The organism is Cellulosimicrobium cellulans (genome assembly GCF_001722485.1).
Taxonomy (GTDB): Bacteria; Actinomycetota; Actinomycetes; order Actinomycetales; family Cellulomonadaceae; genus Cellulosimicrobium; species Cellulosimicrobium cellulans_A.
On sequence record NZ_LWGL01000254.1, the window covers coordinates 1 to 2,946 of the forward strand.

Sequence of the window (2,946 nt, forward strand, 5' to 3'; positions counted from 1 at the left end):
GGCGACCGCGTCGGCGACGCCGCGCACCCGCTCGGCCGCGGCGTCGTCGAGCACGCCGGCGCCGCGCAGGTACGCCTCGAGGCGTGCGACCGGGTCGCGGCCGGCCCACGCCTCGACCTCGGCGGCGTCGCGGTAGCGCTTCGGGTCGTCGGCCGTCGTGTGCGGGCCCATGCGGTACGTGACGGCCTCGATCAGCGTCGGGCCGTCCCCGCGGCGCGCGCGGTCGAGCGCCGCACGCGTCACCGCGAGCACGGCGAGCACGTCGTTGCCGTCGACGCGCACGCCCGGCATGCCGAACCCGCGGGCGCGCTCGACGAGCGGCACGCGCGACTGGAGCGCGACCGGCTCGGAGATGGCCCACTGGTTGTTCTGGCACACGAACACGACGGGCGAGCGGTACGTGGAGGCGAAGACGAACGCCTCGTTGACGTCGCCCTGGCTCATCGCGCCGTCACCGAAGTACGCCACCGCGGCGGGCAGCCCGCCGGCCGGGTCCACACGACCGGCGTCGACGTCGAGCTGCACGCCCATCGCCCAGCCGGTCGCGTGCAGCGCCTGGGCGCCGATGATCACCTGCGGCGACGCCATCCCGATCGCGTACGGGTCCCACCCGGAGACCGCGACGCCGCGCCACACGCGCACGAGGTCGACCGGCGCGGCACCGCGGACGGACGCGACCGCGTGCTCGCGGTAGGAGGAGAAGACGAAGTCGTCCTCGCGCAGCGCGCGCGCCGAGCCGACCTGCGACGCCTCCTGCCCCAGCAGCGGCGGCCACAGCGCGAGCTCGCCCTGGCGCTGGAGCGCCGTCGCCTCGGCGTCGAGCCGCCGCGCGACCACCATGTCCTGGTGGAGCGTGAGGAGCGCGGCTCCTGCGCTCTCACGGTCCGGTCCCGCCGGGTCGACGTCCGCGAGCCACCGGTCGTGCTCCGGGGCGGGACGGCGCGTGCCGTCCTCCGCGAGCAGCCGCACCGTCGTGGGTGCGTCGTCGTTCCGGTCTGCCCGTGCGTCGCGCGGGGTCCCCGCGCGGTGACCGTCGTGCTGCTCCGGCAGGGTCGCCGCCGTCGAGCCGGTCCGCACCGCAGGTTCGCTGGACATGTCGCCACCTCACCTCTCGAGGCCGGGGCTCCCCGTCGAGCCCCGGTTACGGCGAACGTAACCCGCGTCACGCACATGGCTCCACCGATGCTCCGGGCACCGTGCAGTGTGGTCGCCGTCACACGGCTAGGCTGAGCAGCATGCACAGCGCCGACGCTGTCGACCTCGATCTCCTGCTCGCGCTCGCCGACGACCCGCGGGCCACGATCGTCGCGCTCGCCGACCGGCTGCGGCTCTCGCGGAACACGGTCGCGGCCCGCCTCTCCCGGCTCGAGGCCGAGGGCGCGTTCCTCGACCTCGACCGGCGCATCGACCCGCACGTGCTGGGCCACCCGCTCACGGCGTTCGTCGAGGTCCAGCTGCGGCAGAAGGACCTCGCGCGGATCGTCGAGGACGTCGCGCGCATCCCCGAGGTCGTCCAGGCGCACGGGCGCAGCGGCACCGCCGACCTGCGCGTGACGATCGCGTGCCGCGACACCGACCACCTGTTCCGCGTCGACGCGGCGATCCTCGCCATCGACGGCGTCGAGCGCACCGAGACGTCGCTGTCGATGGGCGAGCTCATCCCCTACCGGCTGCGGCCGCTCATCGAGAAGCAGCGTCGGGCGCGCTGACCTCCTCGCCGGCGGGTTCGGCGACCGACGGTCCGCCGACGGCCGCTGCGGCGACGGACGTCGTGCCGGGGACCGTGAGCGCGGCGATGCCCGTGGTGACGGGGATCGCGAGCACGAGGCCGATCGACCCGACGAGCGTGCGCACGACCTCCTCGGCGATCTCGCCGGACGTCAGGCTCGTCGCGAGGTTCTGGTCGGACAGGTAGACCGCCATGAGCAGCGGGAGCGCCGCGCCGACGTACGCGAACGCGATCGTGTAGACGGTCGAGGCGATGTGGTCGCGCCCGATCCGCATGGCGCGCGTGAACAGCTCGAGGCGCGACGCGAGCGGTGCGACCGCCCGCAGCTCCCAGACGGCCGACGCCTGGGTGATCGTGACGTCGTTGAGCACGCCCATGCCGGCGAGGACGATGCCGCACAGCACGACGCCCTGGATGTCGAGCGACGGCGCGTACTGCGGGGTCCACAACGACTCCTCCGACGTCAGGCCCGTGATGTTCGCGGCACCCGCGCCCCACCAGCCGAGCACGGCGGTGAGGGCGAGCCCGATGAGGGTGCCGAGGAGCGCCGTCGACGTCCGCGCCGTGAACCCGTGCGCGACGTACAGGACGACGAACATCACGAGCGACGACGTCACGAGCGCGACGCCGAGCGCGTCCTCGCCGGTCAGCAGCGCCGGGAGCGTGAACCACGCGATGACGGCGAACGCCCCCGCCAGCCCGGCGAGCGCCGCGAGCCCGCGCCAGCGAGCGACCGCGAGGACCACGAGCGCGTAGGCGACCGCGAGGACGCCGATGGGCAGGCCGCGCTCGAAGTCGAGGAACACGTACGGCGTCCCGCCGCCGACCTCCGCGCCCGCGATGTGCAGGACGCGCAGGCGGTCGCCCTCGTCGAACCCGTAGGCGAGGTACTCCGGCGGCGCCTGGACGGTGATGTCCTCGCCGCCGACGTCCTGCCCCCCGGCCCGCGAGCCGTCGTCGAGCCGCGCGGGGACGACGCTCGCGGCCTCGTCGGCCGCGCCCGTCACCGTGGCGCGCAGGATCGAGCTGCCCTCGGCCGCGACCGGGATGCGGGCGGGCACGTCGTCGGCCGCGGGCCACAGCGCCACCAGCCCGGCGAGCGTCGCCAGGAGCAGCGGGACGAGCAGCGCGGCGAGCGTGAGGCGCACGCGCCGCGACGCGGGTTCGACAGGTCCGTGCGCATGGGCGTGCGCATGGGCGTGCGCACGGGCAGGCGC

Annotated in this window: 3 protein-coding genes; 1 reads left to right on the forward strand and 2 read right to left on the reverse strand. The window is 75.1% G+C overall.

Features of this window, described 5'->3' with window-relative positions:
- Positions 1 to 1,095 (reverse strand): thiamine pyrophosphate-dependent enzyme (locus tag JZ5iCDA_RS16575; protein WP_069388131.1); only part of this gene is annotated, 1,095 nt, incomplete at its 3' end.
- Between the two features lie 140 nt (positions 1,096 to 1,235).
- On the opposite strand from JZ5iCDA_RS16575, the gene JZ5iCDA_RS16580 reads away from it, so the two are divergent.
- Positions 1,236 to 1,709, forward strand: a complete 474-nt coding sequence (locus tag JZ5iCDA_RS16580; protein ID WP_069388130.1) for an Lrp/AsnC family transcriptional regulator — start codon at positions 1,236 to 1,238, stop codon at positions 1,707 to 1,709.
- Here JZ5iCDA_RS16580 and JZ5iCDA_RS16585 read toward each other — a convergent pair.
- Positions 1,681 to 2,946: YibE/F family protein (locus JZ5iCDA_RS16585; protein WP_069388132.1), on the reverse strand; the 1,266-nt coding region annotated here is incomplete at its 5' end. The two genes, JZ5iCDA_RS16580 and JZ5iCDA_RS16585, sit on opposite strands and share 29 nt — an antisense overlap.